General features: G+C 52.6%; 20 protein-coding genes and 1 other annotated feature. Of the genes, 17 read left to right on the top strand and 3 right to left on the bottom strand.

Going from position 1 to position 18,617, the window contains the following annotated elements; translation table 11 throughout:
- Positions 1 to 17 precede the first annotated feature (17 nt).
- Entirely contained in the window at positions 18 to 557 is a 540-nt protein-coding gene (locus ACXKZG_RS13010) for a YniB family protein (RefSeq protein ID WP_053143495.1), read from the top strand.
- A 21-nt stretch (positions 558 to 578) separates the two neighbouring features.
- Here ACXKZG_RS13010 and ACXKZG_RS13005 read toward each other — a convergent pair whose 3' ends face one another.
- Both ACXKZG_RS13005 and ghoS read right to left on the bottom strand, forming a co-directional pair.
- Positions 579 to 1,472, bottom strand: coding sequence for a fructosamine kinase family protein (locus tag ACXKZG_RS13005; protein WP_488874969.1), 894 nt, complete (start codon positions 1,470 to 1,472; stop codon positions 579 to 581).
- Between the two features lie 107 nt (positions 1,473 to 1,579).
- The gene (gene ghoS, locus ACXKZG_RS13000; RefSeq protein ID WP_134823997.1) at positions 1,580 to 1,873 is read right to left on the bottom strand and encodes a type V toxin-antitoxin system endoribonuclease antitoxin GhoS; all 294 of its coding nucleotides are present in this window, start codon (positions 1,871 to 1,873) and stop codon (positions 1,580 to 1,582) included.
- A gap of 147 nt (positions 1,874 to 2,020) precedes the next feature.
- Between ghoS and ACXKZG_RS12995 the strand changes: the two genes are divergently transcribed.
- From ACXKZG_RS12995 to ACXKZG_RS12920, 16 genes are all read left to right on the top strand, one after another.
- Positions 2,021 to 3,154: an ABC transporter substrate-binding protein gene (locus tag ACXKZG_RS12995; RefSeq protein WP_371732190.1), complete on the top strand. Its 1,134-nt coding sequence runs from the start codon at positions 2,021 to 2,023 to the stop codon at positions 3,152 to 3,154.
- Between the two features lie 376 nt (positions 3,155 to 3,530).
- Positions 3,531 to 4,286, top strand: a complete 756-nt coding sequence (locus ACXKZG_RS12990; RefSeq protein WP_013201902.1) for a DUF481 domain-containing protein — start codon at positions 3,531 to 3,533, stop codon at positions 4,284 to 4,286.
- Positions 4,287 to 4,616: 330 nt separating this feature from the next.
- Positions 4,617 to 6,545 (top strand): threonine--tRNA ligase, encoded by a 1,929-nt coding sequence (gene thrS, locus ACXKZG_RS12985; RefSeq protein WP_013201903.1) that lies wholly within the window; start codon positions 4,617 to 4,619, stop codon positions 6,543 to 6,545.
- 3 nt (positions 6,546 to 6,548) lie between these two features.
- A complete protein-coding gene (gene infC / locus ACXKZG_RS12980; protein ID WP_071822113.1) occupies positions 6,549 to 7,100 on the top strand; it encodes a translation initiation factor IF-3 in 552 nt (183 codons plus the stop codon).
- Positions 7,101 to 7,191: 91 nt separating this feature from the next.
- Positions 7,192 to 7,389: a 50S ribosomal protein L35 gene (rpmI, locus tag ACXKZG_RS12975; protein ID WP_004157374.1), complete on the top strand. Its 198-nt coding sequence runs from the start codon at positions 7,192 to 7,194 to the stop codon at positions 7,387 to 7,389.
- Positions 7,390 to 7,429: 40 nt separating this feature from the next.
- On the top strand, positions 7,430 to 7,786 hold the full coding sequence (gene rplT, locus ACXKZG_RS12970; protein ID WP_013201905.1) for a 50S ribosomal protein L20: 357 nt from the start codon (positions 7,430 to 7,432) through the stop codon (positions 7,784 to 7,786).
- A gap of 82 nt (positions 7,787 to 7,868) precedes the next feature.
- Positions 7,869 to 7,992 (top strand) — a sequence feature (Phe leader region).
- On the top strand, positions 7,874 to 7,918 hold the full coding sequence (gene pheM / locus ACXKZG_RS12965) for a pheST operon leader peptide PheM (RefSeq protein ID WP_001386830.1): 45 nt from the start codon (positions 7,874 to 7,876) through the stop codon (positions 7,916 to 7,918). (Overlaps the previous feature by 45 nt.)
- 80 nt (positions 7,993 to 8,072) lie before the next feature.
- The gene (pheS, locus tag ACXKZG_RS12960; protein WP_053143492.1) at positions 8,073 to 9,056 is read left to right on the top strand and encodes a phenylalanine--tRNA ligase subunit alpha; all 984 of its coding nucleotides are present in this window, start codon (positions 8,073 to 8,075) and stop codon (positions 9,054 to 9,056) included.
- A 15-nt stretch (positions 9,057 to 9,071) separates the two neighbouring features.
- A complete protein-coding gene (gene pheT, locus ACXKZG_RS12955; protein WP_488874968.1) occupies positions 9,072 to 11,459 on the top strand; it encodes a phenylalanine--tRNA ligase subunit beta in 2,388 nt (795 codons plus the stop codon).
- 4 nt (positions 11,460 to 11,463) lie between these two features.
- Positions 11,464 to 11,763: an integration host factor subunit alpha gene (gene ihfA / locus ACXKZG_RS12950; protein ID WP_004157378.1), complete on the top strand. Its 300-nt coding sequence runs from the start codon at positions 11,464 to 11,466 to the stop codon at positions 11,761 to 11,763.
- 53 nt (positions 11,764 to 11,816) lie between these two features.
- Positions 11,817 to 12,800 (top strand): vitamin B12 ABC transporter permease BtuC, encoded by a 984-nt coding sequence (gene btuC / locus ACXKZG_RS12945; protein WP_488874967.1) that lies wholly within the window; start codon positions 11,817 to 11,819, stop codon positions 12,798 to 12,800.
- A gap of 40 nt (positions 12,801 to 12,840) precedes the next feature.
- On the top strand, positions 12,841 to 13,386 hold the full coding sequence (locus tag ACXKZG_RS12940; RefSeq protein ID WP_488874966.1) for a glutathione peroxidase: 546 nt from the start codon (positions 12,841 to 12,843) through the stop codon (positions 13,384 to 13,386).
- The gene (btuD, locus tag ACXKZG_RS12935) at positions 13,387 to 14,118 is read left to right on the top strand and encodes a vitamin B12 ABC transporter ATP-binding protein BtuD (protein WP_488874965.1); all 732 of its coding nucleotides are present in this window, start codon (positions 13,387 to 13,389) and stop codon (positions 14,116 to 14,118) included.
- Positions 14,119 to 14,190: 72 nt separating this feature from the next.
- Entirely contained in the window at positions 14,191 to 14,649 is a 459-nt protein-coding gene (locus tag ACXKZG_RS12930) for an NlpC/P60 family protein (RefSeq protein WP_134824000.1), read from the top strand.
- A gap of 384 nt (positions 14,650 to 15,033) precedes the next feature.
- Entirely contained in the window at positions 15,034 to 15,774 is a 741-nt protein-coding gene (locus ACXKZG_RS12925) for an EAL domain-containing protein (RefSeq protein ID WP_105759143.1), read from the top strand.
- Positions 15,775 to 15,881: 107 nt separating this feature from the next.
- Positions 15,882 to 17,321, top strand: coding sequence for a protein adenylyltransferase SelO (locus ACXKZG_RS12920; protein WP_488874964.1), 1,440 nt, complete (start codon positions 15,882 to 15,884; stop codon positions 17,319 to 17,321).
- A gap of 123 nt (positions 17,322 to 17,444) precedes the next feature.
- Here the strand turns inward: ACXKZG_RS12920 and ACXKZG_RS12915 are convergent, their stop codons facing one another.
- The gene (locus ACXKZG_RS12915; RefSeq protein WP_488874963.1) at positions 17,445 to 18,491 is read right to left on the bottom strand and encodes a 3-deoxy-7-phosphoheptulonate synthase; all 1,047 of its coding nucleotides are present in this window, start codon (positions 18,489 to 18,491) and stop codon (positions 17,445 to 17,447) included.
- Between the last annotated feature and the right edge of the window lie 126 nt (positions 18,492 to 18,617).

Raw genomic sequence — 18,617 nt, 5'->3', positions numbered from 1 at the left:
CTTAGTCAGGAGAAAGCATGACTTATCAACAAGCTGGCCGGGTCGCGATCCTCAAGCGAGTCGCTGGCTGGATTATTTTTATTCCGGCGCTCATTTCAACGCTGATTTCACTGATGACCTTCCTCGAGAAGAGCCGGGAAAAGCGCGAAGGGATTAATGCGGTGATGCAGGATTTCTCCCATGTGATGATCGATATGATCCGCTTCAACACCGGGTTTCTTAATGCGTTCTGGAATAATTCACCGCAGCCCGATTTTAATCACGGCAGCAACGTCACCTTCTGGATTGTCTACTGGCTGATCTTCGTCGGGCTGGCCTTACAGGCTTCCGGCGCCAGAATGTGGCGACAGTCGCGCCATCTGCGGGAAGGGATTGAGGATCAGGTGATCCTGGAGAATGCGAAAGGGCCAGAAGGGCGCAGCCGCCAGCAGTTGGAAGAGAAAATTATCGTGCCACGTCACACGATTTTCCTGCAGTTTTTCCCCCTGTATATCTTACCCATCGTGATTGCGGTGGCGGGTTACTTCGTCCTTAAGCTGCTCGGCTTTATCTTCTGACAGACCGGCCTGAAGCACACTTCAGGCCGGGCGGGCATTTTTCTTGCCCAGTTCATCGGCATCCAGCAGCGCACCTACCGCCTGCTGGGCCTCGCCAAACCAGTGCCCACCAAAGACATTCGCCCGGTTAAGCACATAATAGAGCTGATACACCGGCTGACGCTGAAGGTAATCTGCCGGCAGCGGCCAGACGGATTCATAGCCTTGATAGATTTCCGAAGGCAAATCCGCATACCACGACAGCATCGCTAAATCACACTCGCGGTCGCCCCAATAGCAGGCAGGATCGAAGATCCACGGTCCAGTGCTGCTGCCACCACAGTTGGCAGGCCAGAGATCGCCATGAAGCAGAGAAGGTTGAGGATGATGGCTCCCTAATGCGGTTTGCGCGCAACGGATAATCAGCTCGATATCGCCGTACTGAATGCCTTTTTCGGCGGCTAACTGAAGTTGCCAGCCAATACGCTGTTCAGCAAAGAAGATGGACCAGCGTTTAAGCCAGCTGTTGGGCTGAGGGGAAGTGGTGAGGTTGTTGTCATAGTCGAGACCGAACTGCGCCTGCTCGCTCCACTGATGCAGATGGGCCAGCTGCTGACCCAGCTGGTGGGCGCTGTGCCGATCGAGCGGTTGTAGCGGAATGTATTCCAGCAGCAAAAAACTCACTTCGCGATCGCTGCCGACGCCATAGACGGCCGGTACGCGAACGGTTTTGGTGCGCGCCAGCAGTTGCAGCTGATCGGCCTCCCAGGCAAAAAGATTCAGCATGTCGCGGCTGTTGCACTTCACAAAGACATCATACTCGCCATAACGAATATGCCATGCCGGGTGAACGTCGCCACCCGGTAACTCCGTACGCTGGCTGATTTCAGCATCGCCTAACTGCTCACTCAACAGACGACTAATGGCTGACCACATGGCGGTTTCCTCTTTTCGCTGTGTCTTGCAGGACTAACGGATAATAGCGCTTAAAGAATAATCAAAACCAGCGCCTGCGCAAAGCATGGCGCATTTTTTACACAACCTTAGCTTTTATTGTTCTGCAAAAAGGCTTCAAAGGTCTGAACCTCGACCTCAGGTTTCTGACCTAACGCCACTTCAGCCAGTTTTTCTGCCTGTTCGCGGATCTTCTCTTTATCCTGCGGGCTGGTAATGCCGAAGCTGTTGGTACCCAGCTGATGGGAAGTGCCATCCGCATCGGTCAGCGAAGTACTGAAACCGCCGTTGGTCAGCACGCTATTAAGTTCCAGAACGTCAGAAAGGCCTTCTTCCTGATAACGTAAGGTCACGACGTATTGCGCAATATCAGAAGCACTCATAATTCACCTCATTGTTAATCCGTGATTTTCAGCATAGCCCATCGGCAGGAAAGGGGATCCCGGCCGGGGGAATGTTGCCAATGCAAGTAATAATCATTACTATTGTGGCCCTTTCTTTTGACGTTCATTCCGGAGCCCGACGTGCTACTGAAGCCTCAATTCTCCCTGCTTGCCTCATTGCTGGCGCTTTCCACCGCCACTTTCTCTGCCGTTGCCACCACCTATCCGGTGACCCTTACCGACAGCGATGGCCAACAGGTTACGCTGAAGCAGGAGCCGAAACGGGTCGTGCTACAGGATGGCCGCGATATTCTGACGCTGGCGCTGCTGGACCGTGACGATCCTTTCCAGCGTCTGGTTGCCTGGAACAACCTGCTGAAGAAAAGTGATGCACCGACGTGGGAGTTGATGGAGAAGAATTGGCCGGAAGCCAAAAAGATCATCGATATGGGCTTCAGCGACAAAGGTGAGGTGAATCTGGAAAGTGTGGTCGCCGAACATCCTGACCTGATGATTGCCCAGCTGCGCTCTAAACCTTCGCTGAGCCAGGGCGGCGTGCTGGATAAAATGAAACAGCTCGGCATCCCGGTGCTGTTTATTGACACCTTTGAGCAGCCGGTTGTCGACACCCCGAAAAGCATCACGTCACTGGGCGTGGCGCTGAACCGTGAGTCCGAAGCGAAGGCCTATACCGATTTTTATCAGCAGCATTATCAGGCCATCATTAATAAGACCCGCGACGTTAAGCCGCAACCGCAGGTGTTTATCGAAGCCAAAGCCGGTTTGGGTGGCCTTGAGTCCTGCTGCTTTACTCATGCCCATGTGGGCTGGGGTGCGATGGTGGAGGCGGTTGGTGCCAAAAATATCGGTTCCGGGCTGCTGCCGGGCGCCACTGGCGATATTTCGCTGGAAAAAGTAATCGCCATGAAACCCGATGTCTATATCGTCTCTGGATCGCAGTGGGCCAGTAAAAACAATGCGGCCGTGCCATTCGGCTACAACGTGACGCAGGCGCAGGTCGATCAGGCTTTCGATAAGATGAAGCAGCGTCCCGGCTTCTCTGAGGTATCCGCCATCAGCAACCATCGCTTCTACGGGCTGTATCACAACTTCTACAACCATCCGTACAATATTGTCGGACTTGAGTACCTGGCGAAGTTCATCTATCCGCAGCAGTTTACGGAACTTGACCCGGCTAACACCTGGAAAGAAATTGTCACTCGCTTCACCAAAGTGCCGTTAGGGAAGGGCGTGTTGGGTGCTCAGGCACCGGCAACCTGATTTTCAGGAATACCTGAGGTAGGTCTGATGAGAAAAGGGCGATCCGTAACGGTCGTCCTTTTTTATTGATTTACTTTTAGCGCGGACAAACCCCTACGCCATTATTAACATTGAGAGATGTTTTGACACCAAATGACATCTTTCAAGCCCCCTTCAAAGAAAAATCTCATTTACTCAATGCTGGATAATGCCTAGATAACCATTATACTTCGCCGCGTTAATGAGAATCCTCTCATTCAGAGTCTGAATTTGCCAATGCGCCAGGTAAAAAGAGCGATTTCATAAAATGTTACGTTTCTTACAGTAAAAGGCATTGATCGTCCTGCAAAACCCTTCAGACTCACTCTTTTTTAAACTGTCGTATGGGTCACACTTAATGAAAGCGCTTAACAAGCTGTCTGTAGTTCTTTTGCTCTCCGGGGGAGCTATTTGCCATCAAGCTCTGGCAGACAACAACGTCTTTACGGTCATGGATGACCCTTCCACGGCAAAGAAGGATTTTGATGGGAGTGCGTCGGCGGGTTACCTGGCACAAACCGGTAACACCACCAGCTCCTCGCTGACCGCCAATACCAACATGACCTGGTATCAGCCTAATACCGCTTACAGCCTGTGGGGCAACGCCAGCAATACATCGTCTAACGACGAGCGTTCTTCAGAAACGTACCAGGTTGGTGGCCGTACACGTTACAACATGAACAGCTATGACTACCTGTTCGGTCAGGCTAGCTGGCTCAGCGACCGTTTCAACGGTTACGACGGTCGTTCATTCCTGGCGGCAGGTTATGGTCGTCAGCTGTTGAACGGCCCGGTGCACTCGCTGCGTGTGGAAGCCGGTCCGGGCGTGCGTTATGACGATTATCATGACGGTGGCCACGATACCACCGCGCTGGCATACGGTGCGTTGAGCTACCAGTGGCAGCTGACCGATACCACCAAGTTCATTCAGGGTGTTTCCGTGTTGGGTAGTGACGATACGACAGTCAACTCCGAAACCGGTCTGCAGGTTGCTATCAACCAGTCCTTCTCGTTGAAGCTGGCCTACAACGTGACCTGGAACCAGAACCCACCTGATTCTGCTCCAGACAAAACCGACACCAAGACCACCATCATGTTGTCCTACGCGATGTAATGCGTTCCGGGCCGAGTTCATCGGCCCGAATCTTTAAACCTTCAAGCTCTTCCTCCGCTTACCTGTTGTCATTCTTCTTTTCGTCCCCATCTTTTACTTATCCGACAAGAACTCACGGTGTTCATACTTTGACGTAGGATGCATAGCGTGTAAGATGTTCGTCCCTCAGAAGTTTTTGTTAAACAGACACTTTTGAATATGTGTACCAGACTCTGTACCAAACCGACAAATGTGAGTGGGTTTCAAGTGCAAAGTCCTTGATGTACAAATTAAATACTACTTTTGTATGTAGCCTTGCGTATGGGTTACCACTGCAATTAAGGATGTAAAATGCCCGTTATTACTCTTCCTGATGGAAGTCAGCGTTCTTTTGATCACGCCGTCAGCGTGATGGACATTGCTCAGGACATCGGTCCTGGCCTCGCGAAAGCCTGTATTGCTGGCCGCGTGAATGGTGAACTGGTGGATGCGGTTGATCCGATCACCGAGGATGCCAATGTCGCTATCATTACCGCAAAAGATGAAGCCGGTCTTGAGATCATTCGTCACTCTTGTGCTCACCTGCTGGGACACGCTATCAAACAGCTGTGGCCTGACACCAAGATGGCTATTGGTCCAGTGATCGACAACGGCTTCTATTACGATGTTGATATCGACCGTACCCTGACCCAGGAAGACATTGAGCAGCTGGAAAAGCGTATGCACCAGCTGGCTGAAACCAATTACGATGTCATCAAGAAGAAAGTGAGCTGGCAGGAAGCGCGTGATGCGTTTGCTGCACGTGGCGAAACGTACAAAATCACCATTCTTGATGAAAACATCAGCCATGATGACCAGCCTGGTCTGTATCATCATGAAGAATATGTCGATATGTGCCGTGGTCCGCACGTGCCGAATATGCGTTTCTGCCACCACTTTAAGCTGCAGAAAATTTCTGGTGCTTACTGGCGTGGCGACAGCAACAATAAAATGTTGCAGCGCATTTACGGCACTGCCTGGGCAGATAAAAAGCAGCTGGCTGCCTATTTACTGCGTCTGGAAGAAGCGGCCAAGCGCGATCACCGTAAAATCGGTAAGCAGCTTGACCTGTATCACATGCAGGAAGAAGCGCCGGGCATGGTGTTCTGGCACAATGACGGCTGGACCATCTTCCGCGAGCTGGAAGTCTTTGTGCGCAGCAAGCTGACTGAGTATGACTATCAGGAAGTGAAAGGCCCATTGATGATGGACCGCGTGCTGTGGGAAAAAACAGGGCATTGGGAAAACTACAAAGAAGCGATGTTCACCACCTCTTCAGAGAACCGTGAATATTGCATCAAGCCAATGAACTGCCCAGGCCACGTGCAGATTTTCAATCAGGGTCTAAAATCATACCGCGACCTGCCGTTACGTATGGCGGAGTTCGGTAGCTGTCACCGTAACGAGCCATCAGGCGCGTTGCACGGTCTGATGCGTGTGCGTGGCTTTACTCAGGATGATGCCCATATCTTCTGTACAGAAGAGCAGGTGCGTACTGAAGTAAATAGCTGCATCCGCATGGTGTATGACATGTACAGCACCTTCGGATTTGAAAAAATCGTGGTGAAGCTGTCTACCCGTCCGGTAAAACGCATCGGTACTGAAGAACAGTGGGATCGCGCCGAGGCCGATCTGGCTGCCGCGCTGAAAGAGAACGACATTCCGTTCGAATATCAGCCGGGAGAGGGCGCTTTCTACGGTCCTAAGATTGAATTTACCCTGCATGACTGCCTGGATCGCGCATGGCAGTGTGGTACCGTTCAGCTCGACTTCTCATTGCCGAGCCGTCTGAGTGCCTCATATATTGGGGAAAATAATGAGCGTCAGGTGCCGGTGATGATCCACCGTGCAATTCTGGGTTCAGTGGAGCGCTTTATCGGTATTTTGACCGAAGAGTATGCCGGGTTCTTCCCGACCTGGTTGGCTCCAGTACAAGTTGTGGTGATGAATATCACCGATGGCCAGTCCGAATATGTTGCAGAATTGACCCGAAAACTGCAGAATGCGGGCATTCGTGCAAAAGCGGACTTGAGAAACGAGAAGATTGGCTTTAAAATCCGTGAGCATACTTTACGACGTGTCCCGTATATGTTGGTCTGTGGTGATAAAGAGGTGGAATCTGGCAAAGTTGCCGTTCGCACCCGCCGTGGTAAAGACCTGGGTAGCATGGACGTAAACGAAGTGATCGCGAAGCTGCAAGACGAAATTCGCAGTCGCAATCTTCATCAATTGGAGGAATAAAGTATTAAAGGCGGAAAACGAGTTCAACCGGCGCGTCCTAATCGCATTAACAGAGAAATCCGCGCCACAGAAGTACGACTGACTGGCGTCGATGGCGAGCAGATTGGTATTGTCAGTCTGAATGAGGCTTTGGAAAAAGCTGAGGAAGCAGGTGTTGATTTAGTTGAAATCAGCCCTAACGCCGAGCCGCCCGTTTGCCGTATCATGGATTACGGCAAATTCCTTTACGAAAAAAGCAAATCTTCTAAAGAACAGAAGAAGAAGCAAAAAGTTATCCAGGTTAAGGAAATCAAATTCCGTCCTGGTACCGATGATGGCGACTATCAGGTAAAACTACGCAACCTGATTCGCTTTCTCGAAGAGGGCGACAAAGCCAAAATCACGCTGCGATTCCGTGGACGTGAGATGGCGCACCAGCAGATCGGCATGGAAGTGCTTAACCGCGTCCGTAAAGATCTGTGTGAAGACATCGATTTGGCTATCGTCGAATCCTTCCCTTCGAAGATCGAGGGTCGTCAGATGATCATGGTGCTGGCTCCGAAGAAGAAGCAGTAGGCCATAAAGTAATCGAAGTCCGGGCTTCGGCCCGGACTTTTATTCGCCTGTCTGATTCATTTTATTAACAATGCGAAGTGGATGTTTTTAAATGCCAAAGATTAAAACTGTACGTGGCGCGGCCAAGCGCTTCAAGAAGACCGCCTCTGGTGGCTTCAAGCGTAAACACGCTAACCTGCGTCATATTCTGACTAAAAAATCTACTAAGCGTAAACGTCACCTGCGCCCGAAAGGCATGGTTTCTAAAGGCGATCTGGGTCTGGTTATTGCCTGCCTGCCGTACGCATAAGTCTATTTTTTTTTAACAGAATATTAAACAGGAGAGCTAAATGGCTCGTGTAAAACGTGGTGTAGTTGCTCGCGCACGTCACAAAAAAATCTTAAAACAAGCTAAAGGCTATTACGGTGCACGTTCACGTGTTTACCGCGTTGCCTTCCAGGCTGTTATCAAAGCTGGTCAGTATGCTTACCGTGACCGTCGTCAGCGGAAGCGTCAGTTCCGTCAGCTGTGGATCGCGCGTATCAACGCAGCGGCACGCACTAACGGAATGTCTTACAGCCGTTTCATTAATGGTCTGAAAAAGGCTTCTATTGAAATCGACCGTAAGATTCTGGCTGACATCGCAGTCTTCGACAAAGTGACCTTCACGGCACTGGTTGAGAAAGCGAAAACAGCTCTGGCGTAAGTCAGGTGGAAGAGGGAGCTTGTCTCCCTCTTTTATTTTTTGTTCACTGAAGCACCACCCGTTCTTTCTGTACAAGGTATCGCAAGCATGAATGCTGCTATTTTCCGTTTCTTTTTTTACTTTAGCACCTGAAGATCGGGGCTTGTGCGCAAAGAAAAGAAACGAAAAATCGCGCTTAAAGCCTCCCCCGTGGAGGCTTTTTTGTTTCTGGCGTAGCTGATAACGGACGAATGCTCGTCCACATAAAAAAACAGACCGGCCACGGCGGCTGGAAGAAGAGGAAAGCATGTCACATCTCGCAGAACTGGTGGTTAACGCGAAAGCGGCCATCGCTGATGCTCACGATGTTGCCGCGTTAGATACGGTACGCGTTGAATATCTGGGGAAAAAAGGACATCTGACGCTGCAGATGACAACATTGCGTGAACTGCCTGCGGAAGATCGCCCGGCAGCCGGCGCGGTTATCAACGAAGCCAAGCAGCAGGTTCAGGAAGCGCTGAACATGCGTAAAGACTCGCTGGAGTCGGCTGCGCTAAATGCGCGTCTGGCAGAAGAGACCATTGATGTCTCACTGCCTGGCCGTCGTATCGAGAACGGTGGCCTGCACCCGGTAACCCGTACCATCGATCGTATCGAAACCTTCTTTGGTGAACTGGGCTTTGCCGTGGAAACGGGCCCGGAAATCGAAGATGACTACCATAACTTTGATGCGCTGAATATTCCTGGCCATCACCCGGCACGTGCCGATCACGATACCTTCTGGTTTGATGCGACTCGCCTGCTGCGTACCCAGACATCTGGCGTGCAGATCCGCACCATGAAGAACCAGCAGCCGCCAATCCGTATCATCGCCCCGGGCCGCGTCTACCGTAACGATTACGACCAGACCCACACGCCAATGTTCCATCAGATGGAAGGGCTGATCGTTGATAAAAACATCAGCTTTACCAACCTGAAAGGCACGCTGCACGATTTCCTGAACAACTTCTTCGAAGAAGATTTGCAGGTTCGCTTCCGTCCTTCTTACTTCCCGTTTACCGAACCGTCTGCCGAAGTGGATGTGATGGGTAAAAACGGCAAGTGGCTGGAAGTGCTGGGCTGCGGCATGGTTCACCCTAACGTTCTGCGTAACGTCGGCATCGATCCAGAAGTTTACTCTGGCTTTGCGTTCGGGATGGGTATGGAGCGTCTGACCATGTTGCGCTATGGCGTGACCGATTTACGCGCCTTCTTCGAAAATGATTTACGTTTCCTCAAACAGTTTAAATAAGGGCGGGTCAAACCAATGAAATTCAGCGAACTCTGGTTACGTGAGTGGGTTAACCCGGCTATTGATAGTGCAGCACTGTCAGAACAGATCACCATGGCAGGCCTGGAAGTGGATGGCGTTGATGCTGTCGCCGGCGCGTTTCATGGCGTGGTGGTGGGTGAGGTGGTGGAATGTGGCCAACACCCAAACGCAGATAAACTGCGCGTCACTAAAATTAATGTCGGCGGCGATCGCCTGCTGGATATCGTCTGTGGCGCGCCTAACTGCCGTCAGGGACTGAAAGTCGCCGTAGCGACGGTTGGTGCCGTGCTGCCAGGTGATTTTAAAATTAAAGCAGCCAAGCTGCGCGGCGAACCTTCAGAAGGGATGCTGTGCTCCTTCTCTGAGCTGGGTATTTCCGACGATCATGACGGGATTATTGAGCTGCCGCTGGATGCGGCGGTCGGAACGGACATCCGTGAATTCCTGAAGCTTGATGACAACACCATTGAAATCAGCGTCACGCCGAACCGTGCGGACTGCCTGGGCATTATTGGTGTGGCACGTGATGTGGCCGTACTGAACAAAATGACCCTGACTGAGCCAGACATCTCACCGGTGGTAGCAACGGTGCAGGATACCTTCCCAATCCGTGTTGACGCGAAAGAAGCCTGCCCGCGTTACCTGGGCCGGGTGGTGAAAGGCATTAACGTTAAGGCGGCAACGCCGCTGTGGATGAAAGAGAAGCTGCGTCGTTGTGGCATCCGCTCTATCGATCCGGTTGTCGACATCACTAACTTTGTGCTGCTTGAACTGGGCCAGCCGATGCATGCTTTCGACCTCGACCGTCTCGAAGGCGGTATCGTGGTGCGGTTGGCAGAAGAGGGTGAACTGCTGACTCTGCTGGACGGTACCGAGACCAAACTTAAAGCGGACACGCTGGTGATTGCCGATCATCAGAAAGCGTTGGCCATGGGTGGCATCTTCGGTGGTGAACACTCAGGTGTGAACGAAGAGACCCGCAATGTGCTGTTCGAGTGCGCGTTCTTCAACCCGCTCTCCATCACCGGACGTGCGCGTAGCTACGGTTTGCATACTGACGCGTCACACCGTTATGAGCGTGGCGTCGATCCGCAGTTGCAGTTTAAGGCGATGGAGCGCGCAACGCGTCTGTTGCTGGACATCTGCGGCGGCGAAGCTGGCCCGGTTATCGATGTCACCAATGAAGAGACGTTGCCAAAGCGTGCCACCATCACGCTGCGCCGTGAAAAGCTGGACCGTCTGATTGGCCACGTTGTATCTGATGAGCAAGTCAGCGACATTCTGCGTCGTCTGGGCTGTGAAGTGACCGAAGGTGAGGGTTTCTGGCAGGCGGTCGCGCCGGGCTGGCGTTTCGATATGGAAATCGAAGAAGACCTGGTCGAAGAAGTGGCTCGCGTGTATGGCTATAACAACATTCCAGACGTGCCGGTGCAGGCCGGCCTGATTATGACTAAGCACCGCGAAGCGAATCTTTCGCTCAAGCGCGTGAAATCGATGCTGGTCGATAAAGGGTATCAGGAAGCGATCACTTACAGCTTCGTCGATCCTAAGATCCAGGCGTTGCTGCACCCGGGCGAAGAGAATCTGGTGCTGCCAAGCCCAATCTCGGTTGAAATGTCGGCGATGCGTCTTTCGCTGTGGACGGGCCTGCTATCTGCGGTGGTGTATAACCAGAATCGTCAGCAAAGCCGTGTGCGTCTGTTTGAAAGCGGCCTGCGCTTTGTGCCTGATACTCAGGCAAACCTTGGCATTCGTCAGGATGTTATGCTGGCCGGTGTGATCAGCGGTACGCGTAATGAAGAGCATTGGGATCTGGCGCGTCAGGCAGTTGACTTCTATGATTTGAAAGGTGATTTGGAGTCCGTCCTCGAACTTACCGGTAAATTGTCTGAGATTCAGTTCCGCGCTGAAGCAAATCCTGCTTTGCACCCGGGACAGAGCGCAGCAATTTATTTACGCGGCGATCGCATCGGATTTATCGGTGTGGTGCATCCAGAACTTGAACGGAAACTGGATCTTAACGGCCGTACTGTGGTGTTTGAACTGGAGTGGGACAAGGTGTCAGACCGCGTCCTGCCTGATGCGAGCGGCATTTCCCGTTTCCCGGCAAACCGTCGCGACATCGCCGTTGTAGTGGCTGAAAACGTCCCCGCAGCAGATATCATCACAGAGTGTAAGAAAGTTGGCGTAAATCAGGTAGTTGGCGTAAACTTGTTTGACGTGTACCGCGGTAAGGGCGTAAATGAAGGTTTTAAGAGCCTCGCTATCAGCCTGATTTTGCAAGATACCGCCCGGACACTCGAAGAAGATGAGATTGCCGCTACCGTTGCAAAATGCGTAGAGGCATTGAAAGAGCGATTCCAAGCATCCTTGAGGGATTGAACCTATGGCGCTTACAAAAGCTGAGATGTCTGAATACCTGTTTGAGAAGCTGGGGCTTAGCAAACGGGATGCCAAAGAGCTGGTTGAACTGTTTTTTGAAGAAGTACGTCGTGCTTTGGAAAACGGTGAACAGGTGAAACTGTCAGGATTTGGCAACTTCGACCTTCGCGACAAAAACCAACGTCCGGGACGAAACCCCAAGACTGGTGAAGATATTCCAATCACGGCGCGTCGTGTGGTTACCTTCCGTCCTGGTCAGAAGCTGAAAAGCCGGGTCGAGAACGCAACACCGAAAGAAGACTGATTTCTGCTAGTCAAAAAGGCCGCTTATGCGGCCTTTTTCATATGAAGTGAACTATGACGCTGCTTTCTGAACACATGAAAAGCGCCCGGCAACACCAGCGGCGCTGGCTGGCAGGTTTGTTGGTCTTTAGCCTGCTGATGATAATGCTGAGTTTGTCAGCCGGCGATCGCTGGTTGATGCCTGCTGACTGGTTTACGCCGGATAATTCGCTGTATGTCTGGCAACTGCGTCTGCCAAGAACGGTGGCGGTATTGCTGGTGGGTGCCTCGCTGGCCGTTGCGGGCGCGGTGATGCAGGCGCTGTTTGAAAATCCGCTGGCCGAACCCGGTCTGTTAGGCGTTTCTAACGGGGCAGGGGTTGGGCTGGTGCTGTGTATTTTTGCCGGTGCTGCCGGGCTCTGGCAAATCAGCCTGTGTGCCATCTTCGGCGCACTGGTGGTCACGCTTATCTTACTCAGGTTTTCTCGTCAGCATCTTTCTAATAGCCGCCTGCTACTGGCGGGCGTGGCGGTGGGGATCATCTGCAGTGCGGTGATGACCTGGGCAGTCTATTTCAGTACCGATCTCGATTTACGGCAGTTGATGTACTGGATGATGGGCGGTTTCAGTGGCGTAGACTGGCGTTATCGCTGGTTAATGCTGGCGTTGCTGCCGGTGCTGATCTGGCTCTGCTCATTGTGGCGGGTGATGAACCTGATTGCGCTGGGCGAAATTTCTGCCAGGCAGTTAGGCCTGCCTTTACTGATGTGGCGCAATCTGTTGGTGTTCAGCATCGGCTGGCTCACCGGTGTCAGCGTGGCGCTGGCGGGCGCGATTGGCTTCGTCGGGCTGGTTATCCCGCACATCCTGCGCCTCAATGGCATCAACGATCATCGTATGCTGTTGCCTGCCTGTGCGCTGGCTGGTGGGGCGATATTACTGGCCGCTGATGTACTGGCCAGAGTCGCCATGTCTTCGGCAGAATTACCGATTGGGGTGGTGACGGCAACGCTCGGCGCTCCGGTCTTTATCTGGTTACTGTTACGCAACCGGCCTTAGCGGCCTCCCTTTTTCACTCTCTACTGAACAGGAACACTCGATGACTATTTTCGACACAAAACTGGAAACGCTGGATGGCGAACAGACTTCTCTGGCGAACTGGCAGGGCGACGTACTGTTAGTGGTGAACGTGGCATCCAAATGCGGGCTTACCCCTCAGTACGAGCAGTTAGAAGCCTTACAGAAAAACTGGCAGGAGAAAGGCTTTTCGGTGCTGGGCTTCCCGTGCAATGCTTTCCTCGGTCAGGAACCTGGCAGCGCAGAAGAGATCAAAACCTTCTGTAGCACCACCTATGGCGTGACCTTCCCGATGTTTAGCAAAATCGAGGTCAATGGCCCGGATCGTCATCCACTGTATCAACAGCTGGTGACGGCGCAGCCTACGGCCAGCGCACCCGATAACAGTGGTTTCCTCGAGCGCATGTCCAGCAAAGGCCGAGCGCCGAAAGAGTCTGGCGACATCCTGTGGAATTTCGAGAAGTTCCTGATCGGTCGAGACGGCACGGTGATTCAGCGCTTCTCGCCGGATATGGAACCCGCCGATCCGCTGATTGAGAGTGCGATTAAACAGGCGTTGGCAAAATAAATGCTGTTGCAGTGTGAGGGCGTTGCCATTAAGCAGCGCCTTGCGCCATTTAACGCTGAGGTGAACGCCGGAGAGCTTATCCATCTGCTGGGGCCGAATGGCGCCGGTAAAAGCTCTCTGTTGGCCTGTCTGGCCGGTATGCTGCCCGGAGAAGGGACCATTTTGCTATCGGGGCAGCCTTTGCAAGCCTGGCGTCACAGTGCGCTGGCACGAACGCGGGCGTATCTGGCACAACAGCAGGTGCCCGCTGGCAGAATGCCGGTCTGGCACTACCTCACGCTGCACAATGCGGTAACCGATGAGGCGGCACTGATGGCGCTTTGCCAGACCTTCCAGCTGGTGGATAAACTGGCCAGACCGCTGAGCCAACTGTCGGGAGGGGAATGGCAGCGCGTTCGCCTGGCCGCGGTGTTATTTCAGATCGCCCAGCCCGACGGCAAACTCCTGCTGCTTGATGAGCCGCTGACCGGGCTGGACCTGGCTCAGCAGGCCGCGTTTGATGGTTATCTGGCCAGCTGCGTGGCGCAGGGGCTGACGGTTATCATGAGCGGGCACGATATCAACCACAGTTTGCACCACGCTCACCGCGTCTGGTTGATGAAACAGGGGGCGCTGGTTCAGCAGGGCACCGTTGATGAGGTTCTGCAACCCGAAGGGCTGAGCAAGGTCTTTGACGTGCCGTTCCGGCGACTGAGTGTGGAAAATCACCAAATCCTCACCACATTCCTCTGATTAGCCGGACATTGTTGTCTGAAAACCCCGTTTGCAGGTAGAGTAAGTCGTCATCTCAGAAGGATCTCCGTTATGCGCTACTGGCTGTTGCTGATCGTCGTTATTCTTGCGGGCTGTAGTCGCCATGCACCGCCACCCAATGGGCGTTTGTCCGATTCAATTACGGTGATTGCCCAACTGAATGAGCAGCTTAGCCAGTGGCACGGCACGCCCTATCGCTATGGCGGCATGGGAAGGGGTGGCGTTGACTGCTCGGGCTTTGTCTATCTGACCTTCCGCGATCGTTTTGATCTGCAACTTCCCCGCACGACGGTGGCACAAACCGATATCGGCACCCGCATTAGCAAAGATGAATTGCTGCCAGGCGATCTGGTCTTTTTTAAAACGGGCAGTGGCGAAAATGGTCTGCATGTTGGGATCTACGATACCGACGATCAATTTATTCATGCTTCAACCAGCCAGGGTGTGATTCGTTCTTCTTTAAATAACGTTTACTGGAAAAAAGTGTTCTGGCAGGCAAGACGAATTTGATCCGCCTTATATTTAGCGTGCTAAGCAATTACAGATAAAGCTCATTTATTCGTCATTTGATTTATGGGATGATATTAAATAACGCATTGCCCACCCGGGATAAAATAATTCAATTTCCCTTAAGTCTCTTTTTATGTCAGCATTACGTCAAATTTTAGTAAAGAGATGTTGAAGTTAATGACAAGTTGGTGCTTAAACACCAGTGAACCGATAAACTGCTCAGCATCTTTCTTATCAATTGTGTGATAGTTTACTGTTTCGCAACGGGCCTCACCCTGTCTATTTTGCTTTTTATGCGACAATCTCACTTAATATTGGCACTGTTAATTGCCATTAGCGGTGAAGCAGGGTGCACGAATTGGCACTTCATCATGGCTGAATAAAATGAAAATCCATCTGGAAGCGGATTATAAAAGTTACACAGCATTCTACCCAGTTTACAGCTTTGACGGCCTTTTAATCGCTGTCGAATTGCTGACGCATTTTTCCCATACCACAGCCAATGTCGCCATGCCGCAAGAAATGTTGCTGCCGCAAATGGACAGCGAACAACGTATTCTTCTGTTGCAAAGCCAGATAGCCAGCATTGAAAAACATCACGACTTCTTTCGCCAGCAGGGTGTGAAGGTGACGCTGAAAATTGATGACATCACCTCACAGGCGATCCTTGATAGTGATTTTCTGGCGAAAAAGCTGGATGCGCTGGAATGGCTTGAGCTTGAAATTAATGAAAGCTTCCCGAATTTAAAACTGGGTAAAGACCATCCGGAATTAATGGCTTTAAGTGAGCGATTTGACTTAAGTCTGGAAAATTACGGATCCGGTAAAGCGCCGTCGAAAGCGGTGTATGACGATCTGTTCTACCGCATCAAACTCGACAAAGGCTTTATTAAACACAATATCAACAAGCTCTCTTTTAAACCATTTATAAGTACAGTGTTGGATCATATCAAACCGCACTGCCATCAGATAATCGTTCAGGGAATTGATGATTTATCCGGTCTGGAAAAGATCAGCCATTTCCAGTTTGACGGAATACAAAGCGCACTATTTTCGCCCGTTGGCGAAGACGCCCTCTCGTCATTGATTCATCCTCCTAAAGAGTTGCAGGGCCTGCCGCATTAATAACCCCTTTCTGTATCCGTGTTAAGCTGCTGCGAGGCGGTTTACACTAACCGATAGTTTGCCTGCGGTCCGGTCGCGACCGCACGGGCATATCGCAAGGGGATCTCATGCAGTTTACTAACACCTGGCATCAGGAGCTTGAGGGGTTTTACACCGCGCTCACGCCCACGCCGTTAAAAAATCCACGTCTGCTTTATCACAGTGCCGGGCTTGCCGCTGAGCTGGGGCTTGATGACAGCTGGTTTGCTGCGGATAAAATTGGTATCTGGAGCGGCGAGTCTCTGCTGTCGGGCATGCAGCCTTTGGCGCAGGTATACAGTGGCCATCAGTTTGGCGTCTGGGCCGGTCAGTTAGGCGACGGAAGAGGGATTTTGCTGGGTGAGCAACGGCTGGAGGATGGCCGTAAAATGGACTGGCACCTGAAAGGGGCGGGATTAACGCCTTATTCCCGCATGGGAGATGGCCGGGCTGTTTTGCGTTCCTCTCTGCGCGAGTTCCTGGCCTCTGAAGCGATGTATCATCTTGGCGTGCCCACTTCCCGCGCGCTAACCGTGGTGACCAGCGATGAGCCCGTTTACCGTGAAACCACGGAGCGCGGGGCGATGTTGCTGCGCGTGGCGGAAAGCCATTTGCGTTTTGGTCACTTCGAACACTTCTTTTATAACCAGCAGCCGGAAAAAGTCCGCGAACTCGCCGATTATGCCATCCGCCATCACTGGCCACAGTGGCAGGACGCACAGGATCGCTATCGGTTGTGGTTTACTGACGTGGTCCGCAGAACCGCGCGCCTGATTGCTCACTGGCAAAGCGTGGGCTTCGCTCACGGCGTGATGAATACCGACAATATGTCGATTCTGGGCCTGACGCTGGATTACGGTCCTTACGGATTCCTTGATGATTACAAGCCTGACTTTATCTGTAATCATTCAGATTACCAGGGGCGTTATAGCTTTGAAAATCAGCCGGTGGTGGGCTTGTGGAACCTGAATCGCCTGGCTCATGCGCTGTCGGGCCTGATGACCACCGAGCAGCTGAAGCAGGCGCTGGCAGAATACGAGCCCGAGCTGATGCGTTGTTGGGGCCAGCAGATGCGCGCCAAACTTGGATTCACCACGCAGGGCAAGCATGACAACGATATCCTGACCGGGTTACTGGCGTTGATGACCAAAGAGGGTAGCGACTACACCTGGACCTTCCGTCAGCTGTCTGATTCGGTACAGCAGGGATCCACTTCACCGCTGCGTGACGAGTTTATCGATCGTGAGGCGTTTGACAGCTGGTACAACATCTGGCGACAGCGTGTGCTGGAAGAAGAGCGTAGCGATGAAGATCGCCAGCAGCAGATGAAGCAGGCCAATCCCGCCATCGTGTTACGTAATTATCTGGCACAGCAGGCGATCGAGCAGGCCGAAAAGGATGACATCAGCGTGCTGAGCAGATTGCATCAGGCGCTGAGCCAGCCTTATGCCGATGCGCCAGAATTTGCCGATTTGATGCAGCGCCCGCCAGACTGGGGCAAAAAGCTTGAAGTAAGCTGTTCGAGCTGATTTTAGTGGCGATTGCGTGGCCGACCGTGATCTTCGATGTCGACTGGCAGGTGGGGATCGCAGGTGAGCAAAGGGGATGCAGCGGGGTTGCTGCATCCCATCACTGAAGTTAACGCTTTACCCTCAGAAGCGAGCATCCACCGCCGCAGCCAGCTGCGCCAGCACGGCTTCGCTGTCTTCCCAGTTCAGGCACGGGTCGGTAATCGACTGGCCGTACACCAGCGGTTTGCCGGACTCAACCTTCTGCGTACCCTCCTGCAGGAAGCTTTCAATCATCACGCCGGCAATGGCCCGCGAGCCCTCACGGATCTGCTGTGCGACCGACGTTGACACCTCTTTTTGCAGGCGATGCTGCTTCAGGCAGTTGCCATGGCTAAAGTCGATCACCAGCTGCTCCGGCAGTTTGAACTCACGCAGGCTGGCTGCGGCCGCTGCAATATCTTCCGCATGATAGTTCGGCTGTTTACCGCCACGCATAATGACATGGCCGGAAGGATTGCCGCTGGTCTGGTAGATGGTCATCTGACCATGCTTGTCCGGCGACAGGAACATATGGCTGGCTCTTGCGGCGCGGATCGCATCTACGGCAATCTGAATATTGCCATCGGTACCATTTTTAAACCCGACCGGGCAGGAGAGGGCTGACGCCATTTCGCGGTGGATCTGGCTCTCAGTGGTGCGGGCCCCAATGGCACCCCAGCTGATCAGGTCAGCGATAAACTGCCCAACCACCATATCGAGGAACTCGGTGGCGGTCGGCATGCCTAACGCATTGATGTCCAGCAGCAGTTTGCGGGCAATCTCCAGACCGTGATTCACGCGGAAACTGCCATCCAGATCCGGGTCAGAAATCAATCCTTTCCAGCCGACAACGGTACGCGGTTTCTCAAAATAGGTGCGCATAACGATTACAAGGCGCGACTGGTGCTTCTCACGCAGTACACACAGCCTGCGGGCGTAATCGACCGCCGCTTCGGGATCGTGCAGGGAACACGGACCAATCACCACCAGCAGACGAGGATCTTCGCCGGAGAGAATACGGGCAATACGCTTACGGGAGTCGGTGACGTTGGCTGCGATGGCCGGGGTGATCGGGTGCCGTTTTGCCAGTTCATCAGGCGTAATCAGGCTCTCGATGCGCGCGGTCCGCAGTTCATCTGTTTTGTTCATAACCATCTCTAAATTTTTTTCTTCGCAGCGGCAGGAGTACCGGGAAGTGATGGCGATCACAATAAACCAACCAGCGATGATTTCAACCGCAAACGCCCGCTAATCGGGCGTAACGCGATAAATATC

The sequence above is a fragment of the Erwinia sp. 2186 genome (assembly GCF_057812255.1).
The sequence above is the reverse complement of the archived record's forward strand: the minus strand, read 5'-3'. Positions and strand labels throughout refer to the sequence as shown.

Excerpts from the sequence above, each read along its gene's own strand:
- ACXKZG_RS13010 (WP_053143495.1), top strand. The coding sequence starts at position 18 with ATGACTTATCAACAAGCTGGCCGGGTCGCGATCCTCAAGCGAGTCGCT.
- ACXKZG_RS13005 (WP_488874969.1), bottom strand. The coding sequence starts at position 1,472 with ATGTGGTCAGCCATTAGTCGTCTGTTGAGTGAGCAGTTAGGCGATGCT.
- ghoS (WP_134823997.1), bottom strand. The coding sequence starts at position 1,873 with ATGAGTGCTTCTGATATTGCGCAATACGTCGTGACCTTACGTTATCAG.
- ACXKZG_RS12990 (WP_013201902.1), top strand. The coding sequence starts at position 3,531 with ATGAAAGCGCTTAACAAGCTGTCTGTAGTTCTTTTGCTCTCCGGGGGA.
- thrS (WP_013201903.1), top strand. The coding sequence starts at position 4,617 with ATGCCCGTTATTACTCTTCCTGATGGAAGTCAGCGTTCTTTTGATCAC.
- rpmI (WP_004157374.1), top strand. The coding sequence starts at position 7,192 with ATGCCAAAGATTAAAACTGTACGTGGCGCGGCCAAGCGCTTCAAGAAG.
- rplT (WP_013201905.1), top strand. The coding sequence starts at position 7,430 with ATGGCTCGTGTAAAACGTGGTGTAGTTGCTCGCGCACGTCACAAAAAA.
- pheS (WP_053143492.1), top strand. The coding sequence starts at position 8,073 with ATGTCACATCTCGCAGAACTGGTGGTTAACGCGAAAGCGGCCATCGCT.
- pheT (WP_488874968.1), top strand. The coding sequence starts at position 9,072 with ATGAAATTCAGCGAACTCTGGTTACGTGAGTGGGTTAACCCGGCTATT.
- ihfA (WP_004157378.1), top strand. The coding sequence starts at position 11,464 with ATGGCGCTTACAAAAGCTGAGATGTCTGAATACCTGTTTGAGAAGCTG.
- btuC (WP_488874967.1), top strand. The coding sequence starts at position 11,817 with ATGACGCTGCTTTCTGAACACATGAAAAGCGCCCGGCAACACCAGCGG.
- ACXKZG_RS12940 (WP_488874966.1), top strand. The coding sequence starts at position 12,841 with ATGACTATTTTCGACACAAAACTGGAAACGCTGGATGGCGAACAGACT.
- btuD (WP_488874965.1), top strand. The coding sequence starts at position 13,387 with ATGCTGTTGCAGTGTGAGGGCGTTGCCATTAAGCAGCGCCTTGCGCCA.
- ACXKZG_RS12930 (WP_134824000.1), top strand. The coding sequence starts at position 14,191 with ATGCGCTACTGGCTGTTGCTGATCGTCGTTATTCTTGCGGGCTGTAGT.
- ACXKZG_RS12925 (WP_105759143.1), top strand. The coding sequence starts at position 15,034 with ATGAAAATCCATCTGGAAGCGGATTATAAAAGTTACACAGCATTCTAC.
- ACXKZG_RS12920 (WP_488874964.1), top strand. The coding sequence starts at position 15,882 with ATGCAGTTTACTAACACCTGGCATCAGGAGCTTGAGGGGTTTTACACC.
- ACXKZG_RS12915 (WP_488874963.1), bottom strand. The coding sequence starts at position 18,491 with ATGAACAAAACAGATGAACTGCGGACCGCGCGCATCGAGAGCCTGATT.